General features: G+C 45.3%; 24 protein-coding genes. 21 read left to right on the top strand and 3 right to left on the bottom strand.

The window, feature by feature from the left end:
* A partial coding sequence (locus R7Q46_RS21370; protein ID WP_206949545.1) for a hypothetical protein occupies window positions 1–197 on the top strand: 197 nt, incomplete at its 5' end.
* Between the two features lie 13 nt (window positions 198–210).
* Here the strand turns inward: R7Q46_RS21370 and R7Q46_RS21365 are convergent.
* Window positions 211–1,389 (bottom strand): 2-octaprenyl-3-methyl-6-methoxy-1,4-benzoquinol hydroxylase, encoded by a 1,179-nt coding sequence (locus R7Q46_RS21365; RefSeq protein ID WP_213872124.1) that lies wholly within the window; start codon window positions 1,387–1,389, stop codon window positions 211–213.
* A gap of 257 nt (window positions 1,390–1,646) precedes the next feature.
* On the opposite strand from R7Q46_RS21365, the gene miaB reads away from it, so the two are divergent.
* The 5 genes from miaB (at window position 1,647) to lnt (ending at window position 7,264) form a co-directional block, all read left to right on the top strand.
* Window positions 1,647–3,071 carry a tRNA (N6-isopentenyl adenosine(37)-C2)-methylthiotransferase MiaB gene (miaB, locus tag R7Q46_RS21360; RefSeq protein ID WP_005373038.1) on the top strand — a complete coding sequence of 475 codons (1,425 nt, stop codon included), beginning with the start codon at window positions 1,647–1,649 and terminating at the stop codon, window positions 3,069–3,071.
* A gap of 73 nt (window positions 3,072–3,144) precedes the next feature.
* Window positions 3,145–4,242: a PhoH family protein gene (locus tag R7Q46_RS21355; RefSeq protein ID WP_005373033.1), complete on the top strand. Its 1,098-nt coding sequence runs from the start codon at window positions 3,145–3,147 to the stop codon at window positions 4,240–4,242.
* Window positions 4,243–4,244: 2 nt separating this feature from the next.
* Entirely contained in the window at window positions 4,245–4,709 is a 465-nt protein-coding gene (gene ybeY / locus R7Q46_RS21350) for an rRNA maturation RNase YbeY (RefSeq protein ID WP_005373030.1), read from the top strand.
* A 105-nt stretch (window positions 4,710–4,814) separates the two neighbouring features.
* The gene (gene corC / locus R7Q46_RS21345) at window positions 4,815–5,714 is read left to right on the top strand and encodes a CNNM family magnesium/cobalt transport protein CorC (RefSeq protein ID WP_005384118.1); all 900 of its coding nucleotides are present in this window, start codon (window positions 4,815–4,817) and stop codon (window positions 5,712–5,714) included.
* A 32-nt stretch (window positions 5,715–5,746) separates the two neighbouring features.
* Window positions 5,747–7,264, top strand: coding sequence for an apolipoprotein N-acyltransferase (lnt, locus tag R7Q46_RS21340; protein ID WP_213872125.1), 1,518 nt, complete (start codon window positions 5,747–5,749; stop codon window positions 7,262–7,264).
* Between the two features lie 84 nt (window positions 7,265–7,348).
* Here the strand turns inward: lnt and R7Q46_RS21335 are convergent, their stop codons facing one another.
* The gene (locus R7Q46_RS21335) at window positions 7,349–7,819 is read right to left on the bottom strand and encodes a zinc ribbon-containing protein (RefSeq protein WP_005373024.1); all 471 of its coding nucleotides are present in this window, start codon (window positions 7,817–7,819) and stop codon (window positions 7,349–7,351) included.
* A 153-nt stretch (window positions 7,820–7,972) separates the two neighbouring features.
* Here R7Q46_RS21335 and leuS point away from each other — a divergent pair, with 153 nt between their 5' ends.
* The 12 genes from leuS to lipA all read left to right on the top strand — a co-directional run bounded on the left by leuS (window position 7,973) and on the right by lipA (window position 20,506).
* Window positions 7,973–10,546, top strand: a complete 2,574-nt coding sequence (leuS, locus tag R7Q46_RS21330) for a leucine--tRNA ligase (protein ID WP_213872126.1) — start codon at window positions 7,973–7,975, stop codon at window positions 10,544–10,546.
* A gap of 152 nt (window positions 10,547–10,698) precedes the next feature.
* A complete protein-coding gene (gene lptE / locus R7Q46_RS21325) occupies window positions 10,699–11,238 on the top strand; it encodes an LPS assembly lipoprotein LptE (protein WP_005384122.1) in 540 nt (179 codons plus the stop codon).
* A 5-nt stretch (window positions 11,239–11,243) separates the two neighbouring features.
* On the top strand, window positions 11,244–12,263 hold the full coding sequence (holA, locus tag R7Q46_RS21320) for a DNA polymerase III subunit delta (RefSeq protein WP_213872127.1): 1,020 nt from the start codon (window positions 11,244–11,246) through the stop codon (window positions 12,261–12,263).
* 88 nt (window positions 12,264–12,351) lie between these two features.
* Entirely contained in the window at window positions 12,352–12,669 is a 318-nt protein-coding gene (rsfS, locus tag R7Q46_RS21315; protein ID WP_005373015.1) for a ribosome silencing factor, read from the top strand.
* A 4-nt stretch (window positions 12,670–12,673) separates the two neighbouring features.
* Window positions 12,674–13,144, top strand: a complete 471-nt coding sequence (rlmH, locus tag R7Q46_RS21310) for a 23S rRNA (pseudouridine(1915)-N(3))-methyltransferase RlmH (protein ID WP_017821762.1) — start codon at window positions 12,674–12,676, stop codon at window positions 13,142–13,144.
* Between the two features lie 29 nt (window positions 13,145–13,173).
* Complete coding sequence (gene mrdA, locus R7Q46_RS21305) at window positions 13,174–15,090, top strand: penicillin-binding protein 2 (RefSeq protein WP_213872128.1); 1,917 nt, start codon at window positions 13,174–13,176, stop codon at window positions 15,088–15,090.
* Window positions 15,090–16,211 carry a rod shape-determining protein RodA gene (rodA, locus tag R7Q46_RS21300; RefSeq protein ID WP_005373004.1) on the top strand — a complete coding sequence of 374 codons (1,122 nt, stop codon included), beginning with the start codon at window positions 15,090–15,092 and terminating at the stop codon, window positions 16,209–16,211. Before mrdA ends, rodA begins: the two co-directional genes overlap by 1 nt.
* A 2-nt stretch (window positions 16,212–16,213) precedes the next feature.
* Window positions 16,214–17,017, top strand: a complete 804-nt coding sequence (locus R7Q46_RS21295; RefSeq protein WP_017635670.1) for a septal ring lytic transglycosylase RlpA family protein — start codon at window positions 16,214–16,216, stop codon at window positions 17,015–17,017.
* A gap of 91 nt (window positions 17,018–17,108) precedes the next feature.
* Entirely contained in the window at window positions 17,109–18,287 is a 1,179-nt protein-coding gene (locus tag R7Q46_RS21290; protein ID WP_005384132.1) for a serine hydrolase, read from the top strand.
* 139 nt (window positions 18,288–18,426) lie between these two features.
* Entirely contained in the window at window positions 18,427–18,705 is a 279-nt protein-coding gene (ybeD, locus tag R7Q46_RS21285) for a DUF493 family protein YbeD (RefSeq protein WP_005384135.1), read from the top strand.
* 176 nt (window positions 18,706–18,881) lie between these two features.
* Complete coding sequence (gene lipB, locus R7Q46_RS21280; RefSeq protein WP_005384137.1) at window positions 18,882–19,544, top strand: lipoyl(octanoyl) transferase LipB; 663 nt, start codon at window positions 18,882–18,884, stop codon at window positions 19,542–19,544.
* Window positions 19,541–20,506: a lipoyl synthase gene (gene lipA / locus R7Q46_RS21275; protein WP_005391329.1), complete on the top strand. Its 966-nt coding sequence runs from the start codon at window positions 19,541–19,543 to the stop codon at window positions 20,504–20,506. Before lipB ends, lipA begins: the two co-directional genes overlap by 4 nt.
* A 447-nt stretch (window positions 20,507–20,953) precedes the next feature.
* Here lipA and glyA read toward each other — a convergent pair whose 3' ends face one another.
* Complete coding sequence (glyA, locus tag R7Q46_RS21270) at window positions 20,954–22,204, bottom strand: serine hydroxymethyltransferase (protein WP_005381985.1); 1,251 nt, start codon at window positions 22,202–22,204, stop codon at window positions 20,954–20,956.
* 347 nt (window positions 22,205–22,551) lie between these two features.
* Between glyA and R7Q46_RS21265 the strand changes: the two genes are divergently transcribed.
* From R7Q46_RS21265 to R7Q46_RS21255, 3 genes are all read left to right on the top strand, one after another.
* Window positions 22,552–23,154, top strand: a complete 603-nt coding sequence (locus R7Q46_RS21265) for a YitT family protein (RefSeq protein ID WP_017635671.1) — start codon at window positions 22,552–22,554, stop codon at window positions 23,152–23,154.
* Window positions 23,155–23,244: 90 nt separating this feature from the next.
* The gene (locus R7Q46_RS21260) at window positions 23,245–24,765 is read left to right on the top strand and encodes a transcriptional regulator (RefSeq protein ID WP_213872129.1); all 1,521 of its coding nucleotides are present in this window, start codon (window positions 23,245–23,247) and stop codon (window positions 24,763–24,765) included.
* Window positions 24,766–24,896: 131 nt separating this feature from the next.
* Complete coding sequence (locus R7Q46_RS21255; RefSeq protein WP_213872130.1) at window positions 24,897–25,796, top strand: hypothetical protein; 900 nt, start codon at window positions 24,897–24,899, stop codon at window positions 25,794–25,796.
* The last annotated feature ends 20 nt before the right edge of the window (window positions 25,797–25,816 follow it).

The following is a 25,816-nucleotide window of genomic DNA, read 5'->3' as shown; positions in this document are numbered from 1 at the left end:
CGGAATTGGTAGACGCACCAGATTTAGGTTCTGGCGCCGCAAGGTGTGAGAGTTCAAGTCTCTCCTTCCGCACCATTATCGGAAAACCCAGCATGACTTTGCTGGGTTTTTTCTTTTTTTGGTTCTGGACTCGGGAAATCATTAGATTTGCCGAATTAAAAAAGCGAGCTCATGGCTCGCTTTTTTTCTATCTGTGATTTGAGTAGCTTACTACATACCTAACGCGTATTTCAGTACTTGAGCCTTAATTGGCCCTGAGTTTTCAGCAAGCTTCAATGCAGCATTACGTACGAACTTCAATGGCCATAGATCGTTGCTAAAACCTTTATAGAAAAAGTCCATGCCCGTCTGCATGAGTAAGTTGTCAGGTCGACGTGCGCGTTCGTATTTCGCGAGTAAGGTATCTTCCAGCTTTTCTTGTTGTTCTGTTACCGAAAGGAGAACGTCTACATCTTTGAAGCCTAAGTTTACCCCTTGCCCTGCAAGCGGGTTGATCGTATGGGCAGAGTCACCCACTAACACGCAATTTTTGCTTGAGTAGCTTTGCGCATGACGACGAGTGAGTGGGAATGAGCCAAACTGTAAAACTTCAATATCGCCTAATTCAGCAGGGAAATGACGTAAAATTTCTTCTCTTAGTTGAGGTTTACCCATCGCACACAGTTGTTTAATACGTTTAGGCGAGTCATACCAAACCAAAGAACCTTGGCCTACTACTTGACCATCGTCGTTACTCAAAGAGCACAGAGGTAAAAATGAACGTGGGCCTGAAGGTGTAAATTGTTGCCAAGTAATATCTTGCTGAGGCAATTCTGTTTTCACATTAATCAACATGCAGTGTTGTCGGTAATCCCACGCAGTTACACCAATTCCAGCCAATTGACGAACTTTAGAGTTTGCACCATCAGCACCAATCACCCAGTTAGCTTCAAACTGCGCCCCACTTTCTAGTGTCACAAGATTTACATCTGCAAACTCAATGGCTTTTAATCGCTCAGGACACATCACGGTTAGATTTTCATACTGAGAGAAGACTTGCCAAAGACCTAATTGGATTAGGCGGTTTTCAACGATGTAACCTAGCTGATCCAATGACAATTCATCAGAGTGAAAACGAGTACGGCACTCTGGGTGCTCCCAAGTTTCTAAGCGCCGATAAGGACAAACTCGCATACTCTTGATCTCTGACCATGCTCCGAGTGAATCAAGTAACTCCACCGACTGGTGCGAGATTGCAGATACACGAATATCCATCGCCTGAGCGGCATCAAAAACTTTAGGTTTTGTACCTTCGACCAAGACAACGCTTCTGCCCTGCTTGGCAAATCCAACAGCGACGGCTGCCCCGACCATACCGCCACCGATCACGGCGATGTCATACTTGTTCATTTTTCACTCTTCATCGTGCTGATTAATTGGCGTTTTTTATTGTACTTTCCATGGCTACTTTTACAAAATTGTTTAACAAAAAACCTTGTTCAGCATAGGGCGAAAAACTAGATTTCATCAGGCTTTGCAGAGAATTAGCTAGATCACTAGTCAGGTGCTTTTTAAAGCAGTACAATACGCCGCTTACCGCCGTGATGGCGGCTATAATTTGAGCAATAGCTCTCCGATTTAAGTACAACTGAACGAGCGAAAGTGAGATGAGTAAGAAACTGCTAATTAAAACCTGGGGCTGCCAGATGAACGAATACGATTCATCAAAAATGGCCGACCTGCTTAATGCTGCAAACGGCTACGAGCTGACGGAAGAGCCAGAGGAAGCAGACGTACTTCTACTTAACACCTGTTCGATCCGTGAAAAAGCGCAAGAGAAAGTTTTCCACCAGCTAGGCCGCTGGAAAACACTAAAAGATAAAAAACCTGGCGTAGTTATCGGTGTAGGTGGTTGTGTAGCAACGCAAGAAGGTGACCATATTCGTGAACGTGCACCATACGTTGACGTTATTTTTGGCCCACAAACTTTGCACCGCCTACCTGAGATGATCAAACAATCTCAGTCCGATGATGCACCAGTTATGGACATTTCGTTCCCAGAGATCGAAAAATTCGACCGCCTACCTGAACCTCGCGCTGAAGGTGCGACAGCATTCGTTTCTATTATGGAAGGCTGCTCTAAGTACTGTACTTACTGTGTCGTACCGTACACTCGTGGTGAAGAAGTAAGCCGTCCAATGGATGACGTACTGTTCGAAATCGCCCAACTTGCTGAACAAGGCGTACGTGAAGTAAACCTTCTGGGTCAAAACGTAAACGCGTACCGTGGTCCTATGCACGATGGTGAGATCTGTTCATTTGCAGAACTGCTTCGTTTGGTTGCGTCTATCGATGGTATCGACCGTATTCGTTTCACGACGAGCCACCCGTTAGAATTCACAGACGACATCATCGCAGTATACGAAGATACGCCAGAACTTGTGAGCTTCCTGCACTTACCTGTGCAAAGTGGTAGTGACCGTATCCTAACGATGATGAAACGCCCTCACACCGCTATCGAATACAAATCGATCATCCGTAAACTGCGTAAAGCTCGTCCTGATATTCAAATCAGTTCAGACTTTATTGTTGGTTTCCCTGGTGAGACAGACAAAGACTTCCAAGACACCATGAAGCTAATCAAAGATGTAGACTTTGACATGAGCTTCAGCTTTATTTTCTCTCCACGTCCAGGTACGCCAGCAGCGGATTACCCTTGTGATGTGTCAGAACAAGTGAAGAAAGAGCGCCTTTACGAACTACAGCAAACTATCAATGCTCAAGCGATGCGTTACTCTCGCTTAATGCTTGGCACAGAACAACGTGTTCTAGTTGAAGGTCCTTCGAAGAAAAACCTAATGGAACTACGCGCTCGTACAGAAAACAACCGTGTAGTAAACTTTGAAGGTAGTGCAGACCTAATTGGTCAGTTCGTTGATGTGAAGATCGTAGACGTATTTGCAAACTCACTGCGTGGTGAGCTAGTACGTACTGAAAAAGACATGGATCTTCGTAGTGTGATTTCCCCAACGCAGATGATGGCGAAAACACGTCGCGAAGATGAGCTGGGTGTAGCTACTTTTACGCCGTAAGCTCGTATAAATAGCCATAGAGAGCCTGGTCGTTATCAGGCTCTCACTAAGTGGCAAAAAATGAGAGGCAACATTGAGCAATAAAATCGTAACTCTAGAAATTAACCTAGAACCTTCAGACAACCGCCGACTAGCTAGCCTGTGCGGTCCATTCGATGACAACATCAAGCATTTAGAACGTCGTCTAGGCGTTGAAATTAACCACCGTAGTGACCACTTTACGATTGTCGGTAAACCTCATACCGCATCAGCTGCGCTGGATATCCTGAAAACTCTATATGTTGATACCGCACCTGTACGAGGTGAGATCCCAGATATTGAGCCTGAGCAAATCCATCTAGCGATCAAAGAGTCTGGTGTTCTTGAGCAGAATACTGAGTCTAATATCGAGCATGGTAAAGAAGTCTTCGTCAAAACCAAGAAAGGTGTGATCAAACCACGTACGCCAAACCAAGCGCAGTACTTGGTTAACATGGTCACGCATGATATTTCTTTTGGTATTGGCCCGGCTGGTACAGGTAAAACCTACCTTGCTGTAGCAGCAGCTGTTGACGCACTAGAGCGCCAAGAGATCCGCCGTATTCTACTTACTCGTCCAGCGGTTGAAGCTGGTGAGAAGTTGGGCTTCCTACCTGGTGATTTAAGCCAGAAAGTCGACCCATACCTACGTCCGCTATACGACGCCCTATTTGAAATGCTGGGCTTTGAGCGCGTAGAGAAGCTGATTGAACGTAACGTGATTGAGGTTGCCCCTCTTGCTTACATGCGTGGTCGTACTCTAAACGACGCCTTTATCATTCTTGATGAGAGTCAGAACACCACAGTTGAACAGATGAAGATGTTCCTAACGCGTATTGGTTTTAACTCTCGCGCGGTTATCACTGGTGATGTCACGCAGATTGACTTACCTCGTGGTGCGAAATCGGGTCTTCGTCATGCTATTGAAGTACTAAGCGAAGTTGATGACATCAGCTTTAACTTCTTCTTAGCCGACGACGTTGTACGTCACCCTGTGGTTGCTCGTATCGTTAACGCGTACGAGAAGTGGGAAGCGCAAGACCAGAAAGAGCGTAAAGAGTTCGAGAAACGCCGTCGTGAAGAACGCGATGCGAAGTTACTAGAAGCAGCAAAAGCCGAACTGAATGCACAAGTTGCTTCAACTAAGGAATAATCATGGCGATTGAACTTGATCTGCAACTGGCAGTCGAAAATGAAGAAGGTCTGCCTTCGCAGCAAGATTTCCAATTGTGGCTAGATAAGACAATTCCTCTCTTCCAGCCACAAGCCGAAGTCACCATTCGTATTGTTGATGAACAAGAAAGTCATACGCTCAACCATGAGTATCGCGGCAAAGATAAACCAACTAATGTGTTGTCGTTTCCATTTGAAGCACCTCCTGGTATGGAAATAGATTTACTTGGTGATTTGATTATTTGCCGCCAAGTTGTTGAAAAAGAAGCGGTTGAACAGAGCAAGCCTCTGCTAGCACATTGGGCGCATATGGTTGTACATGGCAGCTTGCATCTGCTAGGTTATGATCATATAGAGGATGACGAAGCCGAAGAGATGGAGTCCCTCGAAACCGAAATCATGCAAGGTATGGGTTATGAAGATCCTTACATTGCTGAAAAAGAGTAGCTATTGGCCACTCGACAGGGAAAGGCGAACCACCTAAAAGACTCTCGTGTTCGCCTCTCTATGTGTGCTATCACACTTCTGATAGCGTTACTTAATTGAGAAACAATGAACGAAGATAATTCTCCCTCTTCTAACGAAGATAAGAAAGAAAAGGCAGAAGGTCCGAGTAGAAAGTCCTTCTTTGAACGTCTAGGTCAACTATTTCAGGGCGAACCAAAAGATCGCCAAGAGCTTGTGGATGTTATCCGCGACTCTGAAGTTAACGACCTGATTGACCATGACACTCGCGATATGCTTGAAGGTGTTATGGAAATCTCCGAAATGCGTGTGCGTGACATTATGATCCCGCGTTCGCAAATGGTTACCGTTGAGCGTACTCACGACCTTGATACCTTGGTTGCTTTGATTACCGATGCTCAACACTCTCGCTACCCTGTGATCAGCGAAGATAAAGACCATGTGGAAGGCATACTTCTAGCGAAGGACTTACTTAAATACTTAGGCTCAGGCAGTAATCCATTTGATATCGAAGAAGTCATTCGACCAGCGGTTGTGGTACCGGAAAGTAAACGCGTTGATCGACTGCTGAAAGAATTCCGTGAAGAACGTTATCATATGGCCATTGTTGTCGATGAATTCGGTGGTGTTTCTGGTCTTGTGACCATTGAAGATATCCTTGAGGAAATCGTCGGGGATATTGAAGATGAATTCGATGAAAGTGAAGAGACGGACATTCGTAAGCTGAGCAAGCATACGTTTGCTGTCAGAGCGCTGACAACCATCGAAGAGTTTAATGAGACATTCGGAACCAACTTCAGCGATGAGGAAGTTGATACCGTTGGTGGTATGGTCATGACTGCCTTTGGTCACTTACCTTCTCGTGGTGAACTGGTTGAAATTGAAGGCTACAACTTCAAAGTCACCGCTGCCGATAACCGTCGTGTCATTCAACTCCAAGTGACGATCCCAGACGAAGAAACCCTGGTTGAAGCCACTCAAGAGTAACGCGATACCCATTGGGAATCTCAGAAATTACAATGATGAATGAACTCTTTCATCGCCTTAAGCGGCCCTTAGTGGCCGCTTTTGTTGGCGCCTCTACTACACTCGCTTTCGCTCCTTACAAGCTGTGGCCTATTGCCATTCTTAGCCCAGCAATTCTACTGATTCTTCTTGCTAACCAAACTCCGAAACGCGCACTATGGATTGGTTATGCTTGGGGGTTAGGTCAATTTGCAACTGGCGTTAGCTGGGTTTACGTCAGTATCTCCGGTTTTGGCGGTATGCCGCTCATTGCCAATTTATTTTTAATGGGCTTGCTTGTTGCCTACTTGGCTGTTTATTCAGGCTTATTTGCTTGGCTCAACAACAAGCTGTTTCCTCAATTTACGCTCACAAAAGCACTTCTCGCTGCACCTGCTTTATGGCTGATCAGTGATTGGTTACGTGGTTGGGTGATGACTGGCTTCCCTTGGTTATGGCTAGGCTATAGCCAGATAGATGCTCCACTCGCAAGCTTTGCACCAATTGGCGGCGTAGAACTGCTTACTCTATTTATCCTTATCAGCGCAGGGGCGTTAGCCTACGCATGGATTCATAAGCAGTGGCTGATGGTGATTATCCCTGCGGTACTACTCAGTACTGGCTTTGGGATTCGCAACTACGATTGGGTAACACCCCGACCAGAAGACACGACTAAGCTCGCGCTGATTCAAGGTAACGTAGACCAGAACCTAAAGTGGCTACCAAGTCAACGCTGGCCAACCATCATGAAATACGCTGACTTAACTCGTGAAAACTGGGACGCTGACATTATCGTTTGGCCAGAAGCAGCAATTCCCGCTTTTGAAATTGAAGTGCCTTCATTTTTGAGCAATATCGACAGCGCTGCAAAAATGAATAACAGCGCAATCATCACCGGTGTCGTCAATCAAGCTGAAGATCGACAGTTCTACAACAGTATTCTGCCCCTCGGCATCACACCATACGGTGACTACAGCTTCGATTTAAGCGAACGTTACCATAAGCATCACCTACTACCGTTTGGTGAGTTTGTACCATTTGAAGATATTTTGCGCCCATTAGCGCCATTCTTTAACCTACCGATGTCATCGTTTAGCCGTGGGGCTTTTGTGCAGCCAAACATCGTTGCGAATGGCATGCACATGGCACCAGCGCTTTGCTATGAGATCATCTTTAATGAGCAAGTGCGTCAAAATGTGACTGACGAAACAGACTTCATTCTAACGCTTTCAAACGATGCATGGTTTGGTCACTCTATCGGCCCTCTTCAGCATATGGAGATCGCCCGTATGCGTGCCTTAGAGTTGGGCAAACCGCTCATCCGCTCGACTAACAATGGATTAACAGCGGTAACCGATCACAAGGGTAAAATCGTTGAGCAAGTTCCGCAGTTTGAAACTGCAGTACTGCGCGCAGAGCTCACCCCAACCGATGGGAAAACGCCATATCGAATCGTTGGTACTTGGCCATTGTATATTTGGGTAGGGTTAAGTTTAGCGCTGGCTTTCGGTTTAAGAAGAAAACAGAGCTGATAACAGCTTGAAAGTAGAAAAGACAAAAAAGAGGCAACTAAGCCTCTTTTTTATTCATTGCATTATACAGTCGTTACTCGCCATTTATGGCTTTAATGACTGACGAGTAAAGCCTTTGTGACCACACTTAATACACGGAATGATTACTGTTGGGTGGTTATACGTTGTCTTGTGACCACACTCATCACAGACTAAAGTTCCTAAGCCTATCACCTCTCCTGCTTCATATAGCCCTTGATGCTCTAAGTCATCGAACAACTCAACCCACTCAACTTTAGTTCGGTCTGTAATCTCTAACAGCCCTTGCCATATCGAATCCGCAATCGTTAAGTAAAACGGACCGCTTTTGCTATCCTCGTAACTCTCTGAAAACTCTTTTAAGTCGGCTTTAAGGTACGCTTTGATTAAAGCCAATTCATCTTTGGTCAAGTCATTAGCAGCATCCACCACTTTGCCCGACGTCTCAATCGCTTTGTTAACTTCTTCCGGACTGTGCTTCAAGGTTTCAATCACATCCTCGAGCATTTCCTCATAACCTGTTTTACGTTTAGGCATAACTGACCTCCATCTTTCTCCTACCTGCGTCACTTAAGGGCGCATGGGTACAGATTGGCTATTGTTGTGATCCCTAGCTTTAGGTATTCTATGACGATCTATTTAAGTCTGTTCTAACCGAACTCACAAATTCCAAGATAACGGATACCATCGATGCAAGAACAATACAACCCACAAGATATTGAACAAAAAGTTCAAAAGCACTGGGATGACAACAAAACCTTTGTTGTAAGTGAAGACCCAAATAAAGAAAAATTCTACTGTCTGTCCATGTTCCCATACCCAAGTGGTCGACTGCACATGGGTCACGTGCGCAACTACACTATCGGTGATGTAGTATCTCGTTTCCAACGCCTACAAGGCAAAAACGTGATGCAACCAATCGGTTGGGACGCATTCGGTCTACCTGCAGAAAACGCAGCAGTAAAAAACAAAACTGCGCCAGCACCTTGGACTTACGAAAACATCGAATACATGAAGAACCAACTTAAGCTTCTAGGCTTTGGTTACGATTGGAACCGTGAATTCGCAACATGTACACCGGAGTACTACCGCTGGGAACAAGAGTTCTTCACTAAACTTTACGAGAAAGGTTTAGTTTACAAAAAGACTTCTTCTGTTAACTGGTGTCCTAACGACCAAACTGTTCTTGCAAACGAGCAGGTTGAAGACGGTTGTTGCTGGCGTTGTGATACGCCTGTAGAGCAAAAAGAAATCCCTCAATGGTTCATCAAAATCACTGAGTACGCTCAAGAGCTACTAGACGACTTAGACAAGCTTGAAGGTTGGCCTGAAATGGTGAAGACCATGCAGCGCAACTGGATTGGTCGTTCTGAAGGTGTTGAACTGAAGTTTGAAGTTAAGGGTCAACAAGACCTAGAAGTTTACACAACACGTCCAGATACGCTAATGGGTGTGACTTACGTGGGTATCGCAGCCGGCCACCCTCTTGCAGCTCTTGCAGCAGAGAACAATCCAGAGCTTGCAGCGTTTATCGACGAATGTAAGAACAACAAGGTTGCAGAAGCTGAGCTAGCGACAATGGAGAAGAAAGGTATGGCAACTGGCCTTACTGCTATTCATCCATTGAACGGCTGCGAAGTACCAGTATACGTAGCAAACTTCGTACTGATGGACTACGGTACAGGCGCGGTAATGGCTGTACCTGCACACGACCAACGTGACTACGAGTTCGCAACGAAGTACGGTCTAGACATCGTGCCTGTTATCAAGCCTGCTGATGGCAGCGAGCTAGACATCTCTGAAGCGGCATACACAGAGAAAGGTGTACTGTTCGATTCAGGTGAATTCGACGGCCTAGAATTCCAAGCGGCGTTCGATGCAATTGCAGCAAAGCTAGAAGCAGAGGGCAAAGGCACTAAGACTGTAAACTTCCGTCTACGCGACTGGGGTGTATCTCGTCAACGTTACTGGGGCGCACCAATCCCAATGGTAACGACTGAAGACGGTGAAGTTCACCCAGTACCTGCTGACCAACTACCAGTGATTCTTCCAGAAGACGTGGTAATGGACGGCGTAACGAGCCCAATCAAAGCAGACAAAGAGTGGGCGAAGACAACCTTTAACGGCGAACCAGCTCTACGTGAGACAGATACGTTCGATACGTTCATGGAATCTTCTTGGTACTACGCGCGTTACTGTTCACCACAAGCGGACGACATCCTAGACCCAGAAAAAGCAAACTACTGGCTACCAGTAGATCAGTACATCGGTGGTATCGAGCACGCTTGTATGCACCTACTGTACTCACGCTTCTTCCACAAACTACTGCGCGATGCGGGTTACGTAACTTCTGACGAACCGTTCAAGCAACTACTGTGTCAAGGCATGGTACTAGCTGATGCGTTCTACTTCGAGAACGAGAAAGGCGGCAAAGAGTGGGTAGCTCCAACAGACGTAGCCGTTGAACGTGATGGTAAAGGCCGCATAACTTCTGCTAAAGACACTGAAGGTCGTGATGTAACGCACTCAGGCATGATCAAGATGTCTAAGTCTAAGAACAACGGTATCGACCCTCAAGAAATGGTAGACAAGTACGGCGCAGACACAGTACGTCTATTCATGATGTTCGCGTCTCCAGCGGACATGACACTTGAATGGCAAGAGTCTGGCGTAGAAGGTGCGAACCGCTTCCTAAAACGTGTTTGGAAACTAGTGAAAGAGCACACAGCGAAAGGCGCAGCAAAAGCAGTAGATACCTCAGCGCTTTCTGGTGATCAAAAAGCACTTCGCCGCGACGTTCACAAAACTATCGCGAAAGTGACGGACGATATCGCTCGTCGTCAAACATTCAACACCGCGATCGCAGCGATCATGGAGCTGATGAACAAACTAGCGAAAGCGCCTCAAGAATCTGCGCAAGATCGTGCAATCCTTGACGAAGCACTGAAAGCTATTGTTGTCATGCTTTACCCTATCACTCCGCATATCTCATACGAGCTATGGGCAGCACTAGGTGAAACAGACATTGATAACGCGGCATGGCCGACGTTTGACGAAAAAGCGCTAGTTGAAGACGAAAAAACTATCGTTGTTCAAGTTAACGGTAAGCTACGTGCGAAGCTAACAGTCCCAGCGGATATCTCTAAAGACGATATCGAACAGCTTGGTCTAAACGACGAAAACGTGGTTAAGTTCACTGATGGCCTGACTATTCGTAAAGTTATTTACGTTCCAGGTAAACTGCTGAACATTGTTGCAAACTAATCGCAGCTGTCAATTTGTCTCTGTTTAGCGAACTTATTTGTTAACCAAGAGTCATTAAACAGGGTAGTTTTCTACCCTGTTTATTTACCTCAAACCATTCACATGAGTGGTTTAAGGTAAATAACCCCTTCAATTTAGGATGAATACAATCAATGCGCTTTTTCTCTTTGATTAAACTACCAGTGGTATTGGTATTAGCGGGGCTTCTTTCTGCCTGTGGTTTTCACCTTCGCGGCGAGTATTCCGTACCGGAAGAGCTGCACACTATGTCTTTCTCCAGCTACGATGAATACAGTGAATTAACTCGCTATGTTCGCTCTCAACTCGAACTGAACAAAGTTGAACTTGTTCAACCATCATCGACGGTACCCAACCTTCATTTGACGGAAGCGACTATCGATGAGCGTACACTGTCTCTGTATCAAAATAGCCGTGCAGCAGAAAAAGAGCTGACATACGTAGTAAAATACCGTGTGACGATTCCTGGCTATGGTTCTAAAAACTTTACGACAACAGTAAACCGCAACTACCTAGACAACCCATTGACCGCACTTGCAAAATCTGTTGAGCGTGACGTAATTGAAGACGAGATGCGCTTGCAAGCTGCAAAACAGATGATGCGCCAGTTGGGCCGTATTCGTGCCGAATATGAAGCAGGACAAATCTCTGAGCCAGCGAACAAAAACTCTTAGTCACTATGCGAATTTATGCCGATAAGCTAACGGATCATTTAACTAAACAAGTTAAACAGGTTTACTTAATCTTTGGTAATGAGCCGTTACTGATTCAAGAAAGCCGCCAAGCCATCCAAAAGGCAGCGTTTCAACAAGGTTTTGAGGAAAAACACCGTTTTGCTGTGGATGCTAGCATCGACTGGAACCAAGTTTACGACTGTTTCCAAGCGATGAGTCTGTTTTCAAACCGTCAATTGATTGAGCTTGAAATTCCTGAAAGTGGCGTGACAACCGCCGTCAGCAAAGAGCTGCAAACACTGTGTGATATGCTTCATGATGACATAATGCTCGTCATTGTTGGTAGCAAACTGACCAAAGCCCAAGAAAATGCGAAATGGTTTAAAGCATTAAGCTCAAAAGGCGATTGGGTAAGCTGCTTGTCGCCAGACCTTCAACGCCTACCTATGTTCATTCAGACACGTTGCCGCACGTTGGGACTAAAACCCGATCAACAATCACTGCAAATGTTGGCTCAATGGCATGAAGGTAACCTATTTGCATTGACACAAAGCTTAGAGAAATTGGCCCTACTCTATCCGGATGGTGAGCTGACCATCATACGTTTAGAGGAAGCCCTAAGTCGCCATAATCACTTCACTACCTTTAACTGGATCGACGCCTTACTGGCAGGTAAAGCAAACCGTGCACAACGTATTCTTCGCCAACTTGAGGCGGAAGGGGTTGAGACCGTGATCTTGATTCGAAGTATACAAAAAGAGTTGAGCCAACTTTTAAATATGCATCAAGACTTAACTCAAATGGGAATGAACCAGGTATTTGAGAAATATCGAGTTTGGCAAAACAAGCGTCCACTCTATAACGCAGCACTGACCCGCTTATCAGCGAGTCGTATTTGTGCATTGCTCTCCTTGTTGGCTCAAGCCGAGATAAAAGCCAAAACTCAGTATGACGAGTCTGTATGGCCAACTATTCATCAGTTGAGCTTAGAAACCTGCTCTCCTGATATTAAGCTGGCAATTTAAAAATCAAAGCGTGATATAGTGCGCGACCTGTTTTGCAAGCAAGAATGTAAAACACTGTAGAGATAAGAGACAAACCGAGGAAAACCGAGTGCTTCGCGAAGAACTGAAAGACTTTTTAGCTGATAAAGCCGACGACATGAAAGCGGAAGACATTATCGTCCTAAATGTGGAAGATAAATCAAGCGTGACAGATTACATGATCATCTGTACTGGTACATCCAAACGCCACGTTTCATCCATCGCTGACCATGTTGCAACAGAAGTGAAAAAAGCCGGTCTTGAGCCACTAGGAATGGAAGGTGAAAACGAAGGTGAATGGGTAGTCCTAGATATGGGCGACGCCATGCTTCACGTGATGCAAGAAGAGCACCGCGAACTCTACCAGCTAGAAAAACTCTGGGGTTAATCTTTTGAAAATTCAACTAATTGCTGTTGGCACAAAAATGCCAAAATGGGTTGAGGAAGGCTTTCAAGAATATCGTCGCCGTTTCCCACATGATATGCCGTTGGAGTTGATTGAAATCTCTGCTGGTAAGCGTGGTAAGAATGCCGATATCGCTCGCATCCTGCAAAAAGAAGGGGAAGCGATGCTCGCTGCGGTACCAAAAGGCAACCGTATCGTCACGTTAGATATCCCAGGTAAAAAATGGGACACTCCTCAACTCGCTGAGCAGTTAGAAGCTTGGAAATTAGATGGCCGTGATGTATCAATATTAATCGGCGGTCCTGAAGGACTCGCTCCTGCATGCAAAGCTGCAGCAGACCAAAGCTGGTCATTGTCTGCCTTAACGCTACCCCACCCTCTAGTGCGTATCGTAATGGCAGAAAGCTTGTACCGAGCGTGGAGCATCACCGCTAACCACCCTTATCATCGCGAATAATCGTTGTTTAACTTTAGAGCCAAGCGTTAATGATTCGTAAACGCCGCAGTCAAATCCGAGATTATCAAGCCGAAGCGCGTCTGTTTGCCAGCCGCGCTATTGTTGCTTTTATCGGCATTGTTGTCTTGATGGGAGCTCTGGTTGCCAACATGTACAACATTCAGGTGAACCAGTTTCAAGACTATCAAACCCGCTCGAACGATAACCGTATCAAAGTAGTGCCTATCGCGCCTAACCGAGGTCTAATTTATGACCGAAATGGCGTTTTACTGGCAGAGAACCGTCCCGTCTTTAACTTAGAACTGACCCCAGAAAAAATTAAAGACATTGATGCAACCATCCAAGAATTACAAACTATTCTGGAAATTACACCAGACCAGATTGAACGTTTCCACCACGAGCGTAAACGGACTCGTCGATTTAAATCGGTCCCACTGCTTACCCAACTGAACGAAAAACAAGTAGCGGTATTCTCCGTCAATCAGTACCGCTTTCCGGGTGTGGAAATAAGTGCGACCTTAAAGCGCTACTACCCTTTCAGCGAAGTCTTAACCCACGTGATTGGTTACGTTTCTCGAATCAATGATCGCGACATGCAGCGCCTGATCCGAGAAGAAAAAGACGCAAACTATCAAGCCACTCGCGACATTGGTAAGCTGGGTATTGAAAAATACTACGAAGACCTCTTACACGGTACAGCCGGATATCAAGAAGTCGAGGTAAACAGCCGCGGCCGAGTAATTCGTACCTTAAAGTACGTTCCACCTGTACCCGGAAAAGACATCGTTTTAAACCTTGATATCAACTTGCAGTTGTACGTACACCAATTATTGGACGGCCGCCGAGGCAGTGCTGTAGTAATCGATCCTAGAGACAACGGCGTACTGGCTATGGTTTCAAGCCCTAGCTACGATCCTAACTCGTTCGTGCACGGAATCTCAGGTAAAGACTATCGCGCCCTTTTGAACGATAAAAACCGTCCTTTGGTCAACCGCACTACACTTGGCATTTACCCTCCTGCCTCTACCATCAAACCATTTATGGCGGTAGCCGCGTTGCAAGAAGGTGTCGTCACACCTAACACTACACGAAATGATCCTGGTTATTGGCGCATACCAAACTCTAACACACGTCCGTTCCGGGACTGGTTGCGTTGGGGACACGGACGCGTCGATATCATTAAGTCGATCGAAGAGTCTGTTGATACCTTCTACTATCAAATCGCTTATGACATGGGTATTGACCGTATTTCGAATTGGATGATGATGTTCGGTTTTGGTGATTACACTGGCATTGATATCTACGAAGAAAGTAAGGCGAACATGCCGACTCGTGACTGGAAAATGTCTCGCCATAAAACCCCATGGTATAAAGGTGATACGATCCCTGTGGGTATCGGCCAAGGATATTGGACAGCAACACCAATGCAAATCGCCAAAGCAACCTCCGTATTAGTAAACGAGGGAGAAGTGATCGCACCTCACTTGCTCAAAGCGACGATAGAAAATGGTAACGACTTCGAAAAGCAGCAAACAACAGAATACGTGACTTACCCACCAATCAAGAATGTGCCTAAAAAGTACTGGGATATGGCGAAAGAAGGCATGCGTCGGGTAAACCATGGCACGCGCGGAACAGCTCGTCGCTCATTCTACAAAATGAATTATGAAACAGCGGGTAAATCAGGTACTGCACAGGTCTTCGGTCTGGGTGAAAACGAAGAGTACAACGCCGATGAGATCGCCGAGCACTTACGTGACCATGCGTTATTTACTGGCTTTGCACCATTTGATGATCCTAAAGTGGTCGTCACTGTAGTACTAGAAAATGCCGGTGGTGGTTCTAGTAACGGTGCCCCAGTAGTAAGGAAAATTTTTGACCGAGTCGTTCTTGGTCCAGAAGAAATTGAGCCTGAAAACAATGCGAAGAAAGAGGTAAAACAGTAATGAAGATGGATCCCTCTACAGGTAAAAATCGCGCCCTGTTTGAACGCTTCCATATCGACTTACCACTCCTACTTGGCATACTGGCCCTGATGGGGTTTGGCCTGGTGATCATGTACAGCGCCAGTGGCCAAAGTTTACTGATGATGGATCGCCAAGCCATGCGAATGGTGCTTTCACTCGTTGTGATGCTCGTCCTTGCGCAGCTTTCTCCACGAACTTACGAAAGCTTGGCACCTTTGATGTTCGTTGGTGGCGTTATACTGCTTTTCGGCGTGCTGTTTTTCGGTGAAGCATCGAAAGGCGCGCAGCGTTGGCTTAACCTCGGTTTTGTGCGCTTTCAACCGTCAGAGCTATTGAAGCTCGCGGTGCCATTAATGGTGGCTCGCTATGTCGGTAGACAGCCCCTTCCACCAACGCTAAAAACACTCATTGTTGCACTGATTATGGTCTGCTTACCAACCATTCTCATTGCAAAGCAGCCTGACTTAGGTACCTCGATCCTGATCGCCGCTTCCGGTATTTTTGTTATCTTCCTCGCCGGCATTAGCTGGAAAATAATTGCTGGTGCTGCGATTGCATTAGGTGGTTTCATTCCAATTCTGTGGTTTTTCTTGATGCGAGAGTATCAAAAAGTGCGAGTTCGTACTCTATTTAACCCGGAATCTGATCCGCTAGGAGCGGGCTACCACATTATTCAGAGTAAAATTGCGATTGGCTCCGGCGGTATTTCCGGCAAAGGTTGGTTGCAAGGTACGCAGTCACAACTAGAATTTCTTCCTGAACGACACACTGACTTTATCTTTGCAGTAATTGCTGAAGAATGGGGTATGATTGGCTTCCTTTGCCTTTTAGCCATCTATCTATTTATTATTGGACGAGGTTTATATCTCGCCAGCCAAGCGCAAACCGCATTTGGACGAATGATGGCAGGCAGTATTGTACTCAGCTTCTTCGTGTATATTTTTGTAAATATTGGCATGGTAAGTGGCATCCTACCTGTAGTAGGTGTACCGTTGCCACTCATCAGTTATGGCGGCACATCAATGGTAACCTTGATGGCTGGTTTTGGTATTCTGATGTCGATTCATACGCACCGAAAAGCATTCTCTAAGGCGACCTAGACATGCAAAAACGCGCTTTATATTCCTTGGTTTTCTCTGCTCTTATTTTGGCAGGCTGTTCATCAACTAGCCAAAAAGAACAAGAAGGCCGTTACGAACTCGAATCCGATGTTGCACCGGATACACCGCTTTCAGTCGAACACATCGAGGATGCGCATCCTAAATATGAACCGTACAGCCTAGGTGGGAACAAAGATTACCACTTGCGTGGCAAAGACTACAAAATAGTTCGCAATGCGAAAGGCTTTAAAGAAAAAGGCCGCGCATCTTGGTATGGGAAAAAATTCCAAGGTCATTTGACTTCTAATGGCGAAATCTATGACATGTACTCAATGACGGCAGCGCATAAAACGCTACCGTTACCAAGTTACGTAAAAGTTACCAATACTGACAACGGCAAAACCACCATAGTACGAGTTAATGACCGAGGTCCTTTTCACGATGGCCGTATCATTGATTTAAGCTATGCCGCCGCGCACAAGTTAGATGTCATAAAAACAGGCACCGCGAACGTGGAAATTGAAGTGATCAGTATCAATCAGCCCACGGACAAAAAGTCATTAGAAGCACACCCTAGGTACGTTATTCAAGTGGCATCATCAAAAAATGAAGAACGCGCGCGAACTTTAGGTACCGAGCTTGGTCAAAAATTGGATACAGAAACTTTCCTAGAGAGTGCGAAAGAGTCTTATCGCTTGTTGTTAGGGCCATTTACTGACTATTCCCTGACGCAAGCCACATTAGATAAAGTAAAGTTGCTCGGCTATTCGTCTGCATTTATTAAAAAACACAACACTGCCAAATGACCTCGTGTCATGAATTTCTCTTTGATCCCCCTCTTACATAACTAGGGATTCTGATAAGATGTCTGCAGTTAACCCAAAAATTTGAATTACCATGAATAAAAATAAGTTTGTGAAATCTATTCTCGTTTCTTCGGTTGCCCTTTCTGCAACTTTCGCTCAATCTGCTCTTGCATCACCTATCGTTGTTCCAGATGCCCCTCAAATCGCGGCGAAGGGCTACGTGCTGATGGATTACCATTCAGGTAAAGTACTGGCAGAGAAAGAGATGAACACAAAATTGTCTCCAGCTAGTCTGACTAAGATGATGACCAGCTATGTAATCGGCCAAGAGCTAGCGCGTGGTAATATCTCAGAAGATGATGATGTCACCATCAGTAAAAATGCGTGGGCGAAAAACTTCCCTGATTCATCAAAGATGTTCATTGAAGTAGGCACAACAGTTAAAGTACGTGACCTGAACCGAGGTATCATCGTCCAGTCAGGTAACGATGCCTGTGTTGCGATGGCAGAACATATTGCAGGTTCAGAAGATGCATTTGTTGACCTAATGAACGCTTGGGCCAACACATTGGGTATGACTAACTCGCACTTTGCCAACGTTCATGGCTTAGATAACGCAGAATTGTACTCAACACCATACGACATGGCACTGCTAGGTAAAGCACTTATCCGTGACGTACCAAATGAGTACCGAGTGTATTCAGAGAAGAAATTTACTTACAACGGCATCACCCAATACAACCGTAACGGTCTACTTTGGGATAAGAGCATGAACGTTGACGGCATCAAAACGGGTCACACAAGTAATGCGGGTTACAGCCTAGTAAGTTCAGCAACTGAAGGTCAAATGCGCTTGGTTGCGGTCGTTATGGGTACTAAAGATGCCAATGCTCGTAAGTCAGAAAGCAAAAAGCTGCTAAGCTACGGCTTCCGTTTCTTCGAAACAGTAGCACCGCACAAAGCCGGTGAAACGTTCGTAGAAGAAAAAGTGTGGATGGGTAACAAAGACACCGTAGCACTGGGTCTTGACCAAGATACTTACGTAACACTACCGCGTGGTGAAGCGAAAAACCTAAAAGCAAGCTTCGTCCTTGAAAAAGAGCTAGAAGCCCCAATTAATAAAGGTGATGTAGTTGGTAAGCTATACTATCAGATCGATGGTGAAGATATTGCCGAATACCCACTAATGGCACTAGAAACCGTAGAGCAAGGTAGTCTATTTAGCCGCATGTGGGATTACATCGTATTGTTATTCAAGAGCTTCTTCTAAAAAGAACATTAGAGTAGCAAACTTATTCGCAAAGCCGCCTGAATGGGCGGCTTTTTAAGTTTGAGCTCCTCGTCTTGAGTTCCCCCTAATTTGACTGTACTATTTCGCACCGCAACGAATATCTACTGGAGTTATCGATATGCTAACCATCAACTCTGATGCAAAATTAAAAGACCTGCTTGAGTTCCCTTGTTCATTTACTTACAAGGTAATGGGTCATGCAAAGCCTGAACTTCCAGAGCTTGTTCTTGAAGTTATTCAGCGCCATGCTCCAGGTGACTACAGCCCGACCGTTAAACCAAGTGCTAAGGGCAACTACCACTCTGTGTCAATCAACATTACTGCAACCTCTATCGAGCAGGTTGAGACTCTGTACAAAGAGTTAGGTGAAATTGACATCGTACGCATGGTTCTATAATTTTTTGATATATTAAATTTTTTTTGAAAGCAGCCTTGGCTGCTTTCTTTTTATTTATCAAAGAGATAACGAGGCTTTACATCGCTTTCAGTTAAAAATCTGTTACGCAGCGGTAGAGCATCAGGGTTATCCGGTTTATAATCCAAAAACTTTATATATTAGCAACAGGAATTCCCATGCAACACCAACTTGTTGTAAAACGACTTGGCCGCCAAGACTATGAGCCTGTATGGAAGGCGATGCATGAGTTCACCGACCAACGCACAGAAGAAACCCGTGATGAAGTCTGGTTGGTAGAACATAACCCAGTATTTACGCAAGGACAGGCAGGTAAAGCTGAGCACTTGATTAACACTGGCGATATTCCTGTTGTACAAAGTGATCGCGGAGGCCAGGTTACGTATCATGGCCCTGGTCAGTTGGTCGCCTACTTCTTGATCAACCTACGCCGTAAAAAATTAGGTGTACGAGATCTCGTTACCACAATCGAGAACCTCGTGATCAACACGCTAAAAGCATACAATATTGACTCAGCCGCACGACCTGACGCACCAGGTGTCTACGTTGCCGGTAAGAAAATATGCTCTCTCGGTTTACGCATTCGTAAAGGATGCTCGTTTCATGGTTTAGCCTTGAACGTAAATATGGATTTAACACCGTTTCTGCGTATTAACCCTTGTGGTTATGAAGGTATGGAAATGGTTCAGGTCAGCCAATTTGGCGGCCCAGACAATGTAGAAGCCGTAGAAAAACAATTAATAGAAGAACTCGTTACTTTGCTCGATTATGAGCAAGTAGAATTCAGCACAGAAGCACCTTCTCAAGGTAATAAAGCATGAGCAAACCAATCCAGATGGAAAAAGGCGTTAAATATCGTGACGCCGATAAAATGGCATTGATTCCCGTAAAGAACATGCCTACAGAGCAGAAAGAAGTGCTACGTAAGCCTGATTGGATGAAGATCAAGCTACCAGCCGACAGCCAACGAATTCAAGACATCAAAGCGGCGATGCGTAAGAATAAACTTCACTCCGTATGTGAAGAAGCATCTTGCCCGAACCTAGCGGAATGTTTTAACCACGGTACAGCAACCTTCATGATCTTAGGTGCTATTTGTACTCGTCGTTGTCCTTTCTGTGACGTTGCTCATGGCCGCCCATTACCACCGGAAGCAGAAGAGCCTCAAAAACTGGCGAAAACCATTGCCGATATGAAGCTGAAATACGTAGTAATCACTTCTGTTGACCGTGACGATCTGCGTGACGGCGGTGCACAGCACTTTGCCGATTGTAACCGCGAGATCCGTGCGTTAAACCCGCATATTAAGATTGAAACACTGGTTCCTGACTTCCGTGGTCGCATGGATGTAGCGCTTGATCTAATGAAAGACAATCCGCCAGATGTCTTCAACCACAACTTAGAAACCGCGCCACGTCTTTACCGTAAAGCTCGCCCAGGTGCGAACTATAAATGGTCACTTGAGCTTCTTAAGAAGTTCAAAGAGCAGCATCCCGATGTACCGACCAAGTCTGGTTTGATGATGGGTCTTGGTGAAACCAAAGAAGAAATCATCGAAGTACTGAAAGATCTACGCGCACACGGCGTAACGATGCTGACTCTAGGCCAGTACCTAGCGCCAAGCCGTCACCACTTGCCAGTAGAACGTTACGTTCCACCATCAGAGTTTGACGAGCTAAAAGAAGTTGCACTAGAACTTGGCTTCACGCATGCAGCGTGTGGTCCATTTGTTCGCTCTTCTTACCATGCCGATATGCAGGCTCAAGGTATCGAGATTAAATAAGCTCTCGCTTGTTTTGAAGAGAAAAGGTTGGCTCAGTGCCAACCTTTTTTGTATCTGACAAATGATGATAAAAAGCCATTCTACCACTGTCATTCTGAACAGCGAGGAACGAGCGTGATTCAGAATCAGTTTTCAGAGTACTGATGATTTTTAGAGAAACTCTGAGTAAAAGAGTGCGCCTCAACAAGATTCCTGATCTCGCCTAGGCTCATCGGAATGACGTGGTTTGGATATATTGAAAAGGGACAGTGTTGGTAGCCATCCCCTTATCACACACTCTCGCTATATCTCATTCCAAACGCCAGACAAACAAAAAGGCCCTCAAATGAGAACCTTTAGTATATCAATGTTCAAAATAGATGAGTCGAGTTCTAGAAGAACACACGGAGTTTGCGCGAGCAAATGAGTATGTTCGACACCGAAATCGACTCACTCTATGAAAAGCAGTTAGGCGTAAACTGGTAGACGCTTACAAATTTCTAGCACTTTCTGTTTTGTCGCTTCGATAACTTCTTCGTTGCCGATGTTATCTAGAACGTCACACATCCAGTTTGCTAGCTCTTTTGCATCTTCTTCAGTGAAGCCACGGCGAGTGATCGCTGGCGTACCTACACGGATACCAGACGTTACGAATGGGCTGCGTGGGTCATTTGGTACTGAGTTCTTGTTTACAGTGATGTTTGCTGCACCTAGTGCCGCGTCTGCGTCTTTACCAGTGATATCTTTGTCGATTAGGTCAACAAGGAACAAGTGGTTTTCTGTACCATTAGATACGATTTTGTAGCCACGCTCTTGGAACTGACCAACCATTGCTTTTGCGTTTTTCACTACGCGAGCTTGATAAGCTTTGAACTCTGGCTCCATCGCTTCTTTGAACGCTACTGCTTTACCAGCGATAACGTGCATTAGAGGGCCACCTTGACCACCAGGGAACACTGCTGAGTTCAGTTTCTTGTACATATCTTCGCCAGCATTTGACAAGATAAGACCACCGCGAGGACCTGCTAGTGTTTTGTGCGTCGTTGTTGTTACCACGTGAGCATGCGGTACTGGTGTTGGGTATTCACCGGCAGCGATAAGACCAGCTACGTGCGCCATATCAACAAATAAGTAAGCACCTGCTTTGTCAGCGATTTCACGCATGCGTTTCCAATCAACGATTTGCGAGTAAGCAGAGAAACCACCGATGATCATCTTAGGTTTGTGTTCAAGTGCTAGCTGTTCCATCTCGTCGTAGTTGATTTGACCAGCTTCATCGATACCGTAAGGGATAACGTTGTAGTGCTTACCCGAGAAGTTTACTGGTGAACCGTGAGTTAGGTGACCACCGTGTGCTAGGCTCATGCCTAAAACTGTATCGCCAGGGTTAAGAAGCGCCATGTAAACTGCGCTGTTTGCTTGAGAACCTGAGTGAGGCTGTACGTTAGCGTACTCACAACCAAATAGTTGGCATGCACGCTCAATTGCTAGTGCTTCAGCTTTATCTACGTACTCACAACCGCCGTAGTAACGCTTACCTGGGTAGCCTTCAGCGTATTTGTTCGTTAGCTGAGAACCTTGCGCTTCCATTACACGTGGGCTTGTGTAGTTTTCAGAAGCGATAAGTTCAATGTGTTCTTCCTGGCGAAGAGTTTCTTCCTGGATAGCTGCGAACAGTTCCGCATCGTAATCTGCGATGTTCATATCACGCTTAAGCATCTGTATCTCCTGACTCAGATTAGTACTGAAAGTTGCAAAAAAACTGTTGAATGACCCGACGCAAACGTTTTCGTCACCCTAATGGCGCGCATTCTACATAATTTGATTTAGGTCATAAAGAGAAATTTACAATTTTTCTCATGCAGTTTTTTCATGATGACAAGCAATGTTTATCATGCCAGCATTGCAATCGCATAACGACAATCTATTGCCTGTCAAATTTGTGCTTTACACCCTGTAAAACAGCAATTACATAGGTTTACCGTAAATTTTACCCTCTAGCTACCGAAAAGATCATCTTTTTACTACTATGCACGCCTTATTTATCACTAATGACTGCAATATTGATGGAAAAACACTCATTAAAAGAAGACTGGATAGCGATTCTCACGGGTACCTTTTTAGTAGCTCAAGGCGTTTTCTTTCTCCAATCCGCGAACCTTCTAACGGGAGGCACGACTGGATTGGCTCTGCTTATTAGCCAATTTACACCTTTTACCTTTGGTGTGCTGTACTTTTTAGCAAACAGTCCTTTTTACTTACTAGCATGGAAACGCTTCGGCCGTCATTTCGCCATTAATAGTGCCATTTCTGGCGCGTTGGTTTCTATCTTTGCCGATCATCTTTATTTGCTAATCTCGCTCGAATCGGTAAATGAAGTTTATTGCGCCGTCGCAGGCGGGCTTTTAATGGGGCTCGGTATGCTGATCCTATTCCGACATCGCTCCAGCTTGGGTGGCTTTAACGTGCTGTGTTTGTTTATCCAAGACAAATTTGGCATTTCAGTTGGCAAAAGCCAAATGGCAATCGATGCATGTATCCTGTTTGCTTCATTCTTCTTTGTCACACCAGAAGTGATTGGCCTTTCAATTTTGGGGGCGTTTGCACTCAATCTCGTGTTAGCGATGAACCACAAACCGCACCGCTATTCCGTGACCTACGGTTCATAAATTTTTGATAATGATTGAAGCGCGATTTATAAGATTTCGCGCTCCAATCGCTATATAATACTTCGCGATTTCCAAATAGATCGGTACGGTATGCGCGACTTTCTGCAACAAGCTAAACAGACTCACAGTTGTATTGCGATTGGAGAGCTGATCTATAACCCGAAGACACAGACCCTTCATCAAGATGCTATCGCGATTGATCTCGAACCTCGTAGCATTGAGTTATTAGAGCTGCTGCTAACAAGCGTGGGACATCCGCTCTCTGCTGATACCATTATCGAAACCATTTGGCAGAGCAAGTTCATCTCTAAGAATGTGCTCACGAACCGCATTAGCACCTTACGTGCCCTGCTACAGCAGTACTTACCCGAATACGATGCCACTAAGCTTTTAGTCACTTACCCCCGAAAAGGCTACTTTCTTAACCCTGCCAATATTCGTTTAGTGCCACCAGCGAAAAACCATCGGCGCGTTATCTCAACCCAGGTTGCGAGGAATAAGAACTTCAAGCTGATTTTCGCTTACAGCTTATGTGCCATACTTGCGGTATGTAGCATGACGCTCGCAAGCTTGTTATGGCAACGCCAAGAAATCTCAACACAACAAACGCGTCATCAACTACTGATTCCCAAAGTCGAGCTACTACTCAACCGTGTCGATTCAATCGGCTCTCAGGCGCGAAAATACCGCATACTGGTCAAAGCCATCTTGCTGCAACAACAGGTCGAATATCCATACACCGACATCGCCAACCAAGATGCTCCCAGTTACTTTCTTGATCCTATCGGTCATACGCCATATTTCCCTGGCGCACGAAACATGCAGACCAGCGACTACGAGCTCAATATCGAGTTAAAAGACGGCACAAAACAGGGCATCTTGAAAGCGCAGATGAACCTTATTTATCCTGCGACGGGCAAGTTGGCGTTTCGCAATGAGTACACACTGCGTTTATCTGACTTACAATCGGATATTTTCCAAATGCATTCGGATGTCGCGCAATACTTCAATCTGCCTGCACCTTCGGCAAGTACGTGGCAGCTTTCGGATATTCACAAAAAAATGTTATTCGAGAATGCCTTTTCTAGCCAACCTCTCCGACAATCTGATGAGTTTGCGGCTATCACAACGGCAAGACATCTAGCCTTATACGAGCACGAACATCAAAAGCTGGAAGCGTATTTAACTCAAGTACAATCGTCGTTTGATGTTTTGCCAGATGAGCTGAGCCTCTGGTTAGGTCTATTGCATTTCAAATTAGGTAACTTAGACAGGGCAAAAGCTCTGTTAACGACACCAGATGGCGACTCACGTATCCAAAACGCACTGATTTATACCTTTGTGTCTCACATTGCTTATAAGCAGAACAAACTTGAACAGTTCCGTCTCAACTACATGGAATCACTGGTGGCGCTGCTGCGCGTTTTACCTTCCGAAACCTTGTTTGAGCGTCTTTCTCAATCTGAATCAAAAGAGACTTGCCTCCAACCGTGGAAAACGTTGCATGTTAGTGTGACCGATCAAGAAATCATAAGCCGATGGAAAGCGCTCATTAACGAGTATTGCACTAACGTAGCCAACGAAATAACCCCAAATAAAACAAAGACCTAAATATAAAATTAAGCTTTCATTAACCCCTGTTATCTTTTGTTTTTTGCCCTTTTTCTCTCACTGAACTTAGCATGCTCGCATTCAAGCAACGGCCCAACATGAAGCGCCCTTATCAATCAGGAATGTAAACCATGCTAAACAAAATGACGCTTATCGCAGCAGCAACTCTGGCTCTTTACGGCTGTGGCGGAGGTTCGTCTTCTGGCAGTGCGAATCCAAACAAAGTGCCTCAAGAAAGTTTCGACGTCTCGATTCACAACTCAATCTTCGCTCCCACGCCAAGCACACAGCTAAACTACGCATTTAGCTTGGATGGCCAACCAGAAGGCGACATGAAACTGAGCTTCCAAGCGATGGATCGCGAGCAAATATTGGCAGCATTGGCACAAATCCCAAACAGCGAGGCAATGGTCCAGTTGGTTAATGACTTGGTGAACTACGGCGCCGAACAGTTCTACTATTCAGACGAGCAGTACAACGACGACGAAGAGAGCAATACGCTTTACTTTGTAGGATCAGATGGTGCACTCCATGAAATCACTGACGCTTATTTCATTGGTCATCAGTTTATTGCCATGCTTATGCACAGCAGTCCGATTTTCCGCCTAAACGGTGACGACGTAAAAGAGAAAAGCCCGAATATTGACATCGGTGAAGAAACTATGTCTCTGCAAACCACTCTTACAGGCTACGCAGTTCACAACCTTCTAGACCGTTTTGAAGATCATGAGTGGGTACAAAACCTTCCTATGACAGCATCTTGCCAAGTGGTTTGGCAACAGCAAATCCGAGAGACTGGTGTGCGTAAAGCGTTCTCGATCTCAGGCAAGAAAATTGAAGCGGCATACCTGATGGAAGAGAACATCTACAACCTAAACTGTGATGATATGGACTCAATGGAGTTCGCCACTTCGGCAGAACGTTGGTTTAATCCGAGCTTAGGTCTGATTGAACAAATTGAACTGCTGAAAGTACAACAAGTACAAATCACCGAAGAGAAAGTGCAGCTAACAGCGATTGAAACAAAATAAGCTCGCATTTTTTAGAGATA

The sequence above is a fragment of the Vibrio sp. 811 genome, from assembly GCF_033339195.1.
The sequence above is the reverse complement of the archived record's forward strand: the minus strand, read 5'-3'. Positions and strand labels throughout refer to the sequence as shown.